The 1,107-nt window shown below is 67.8% G+C and carries 3 protein-coding genes; all 3 read right to left on the reverse strand.

Translation table 11 applies throughout. The features are described 5' to 3' along the window. Positions 1-61 precede the first annotated feature (61 nt). Complete coding sequence (locus ACFC0D_RS38710; RefSeq protein ID WP_376446826.1) at positions 62-265, reverse strand: hypothetical protein; 204 nt, start codon at positions 263-265, stop codon at positions 62-64. A 55-nt stretch (positions 266-320) separates the two neighbouring features. Further along, positions 321-803 carry a hypothetical protein gene (locus ACFC0D_RS38715; protein ID WP_376446828.1) on the reverse strand — a complete coding sequence of 161 codons (483 nt, stop codon included), beginning with the start codon at positions 801-803 and terminating at the stop codon, positions 321-323. Then, the coding region (locus ACFC0D_RS38720) for a hypothetical protein (protein WP_376446830.1) at positions 800-1,107 on the reverse strand (308 nt) is incomplete at its 5' end. The genes ACFC0D_RS38720 and ACFC0D_RS38715, both read right to left, overlap by 4 nt.

A 1,107-nucleotide genomic window follows, 5' to 3' on the forward strand; every position in this document is an offset into this window, starting at 1 on the left:
GGCTTGGTAGGTGCGGGCTGGCACGCGGCCAGCGCCGACACCGCCAGCAGGAGTGGGAACCTCATGGCGCGATCCTCTTGCCGAGAGTGATGGGCGATTCCAGGGTGCGATCCTCCTGCACGAACGCCGCGGCGATCTCCAATACCAGGTCCACTGCCATGCACCACAGGTGCAGGGCTGGGATCTTCGGACTTCCGGTCACCTGGGCGTCGCTGTCTTCGCGCAACCAGGCAGGCACACCGAACAGGCGACCCTCGTGGGTCATCCCGGCCTCAATGGCGCTTTCCCTATCGACGTAGAGCCATAGTGGGAGCCGCATATCAGTACCCCTTCAGTGCTGGGCAGGCGGAATCGAGCAGCTCCAGCGCTGCCTTGCAGGTGTCGGGCCGCTGCTCGTAGCGACCGCGCCAAGTGACGGCCTCCCTCTCGGACGCCTCGATCTTGCCGGCCAAGGCCTGCAACGCAGCCGCGCTCTCTGCCTTCAGGGCTTCCAGCTTCTCGGCTTCAGCCCTCAGCGCGACGGCGACTTCGGCCAGGCGCTGATCCCGGGTGTCCACGTCGGCCTGCAACCGGGCGGCATCAGCCTGCCAGTCAGCTCGGACCTTGATCACCTGGGCGCTCAAGTCGCGGATCTTCTGCTCCTTCTCCCAGGCAGTCAGCCCGGACACCATGCAGCCGAAGGCCAGCACCGCACACACCACCTTGATCTTGCTGCCCGGCTTGCTCAGCCATTGCAGCGCGTCCGCAGCGGCGCCGATGACCAAGCCCCACGCGGCGCGAAGGAATCGAATCACTACGTTCATGGCTTGTCGCCTCCAATGGCGCCTGTGGCTTTCTCCACCATGCGCACGTAACCGGGTAGCAGCCGGCGGATCAGCACGCCGGATAGGCCGGCCAGTGGCAGCTGCGGGGCGCCCGCCAGCGCCGGCCAGATGGACGCGGCAACGGCGATGACCCAGGCGGCCACGATGGCGTAGGCCACGACCGCCACAGCCAGCGCAGCCCAGCGCGCGGCCGTCTGCAGGAAGCGGTGCCCGCGCCGACGGCTGGCGTCAGCGGCTACCCGCTCCGCGTCCTTCTCCGGCAGCAGCAGGACACCGATTAGGG

Origin of the sequence: Streptomyces sp. NPDC056222 (assembly GCF_042264065.1) — a bacterium.
In the GTDB taxonomy this organism is placed as follows: domain Bacteria; phylum Actinomycetota; class Actinomycetes; order Streptomycetales; family Streptomycetaceae; genus Streptomyces.

Bases quoted from the DNA above. Each gene is read 5' to 3' on its own strand.
- ACFC0D_RS38710 (WP_376446826.1), bottom strand. From the start codon at position 265: ATGACCCACGAGGGTCGCCTGTTCGGTGTGCCTGCCTGGTTGCGCGAA.
- ACFC0D_RS38715 (WP_376446828.1), bottom strand. From the start codon at position 803: ATGAACGTAGTGATTCGATTCCTTCGCGCCGCGTGGGGCTTGGTCATC.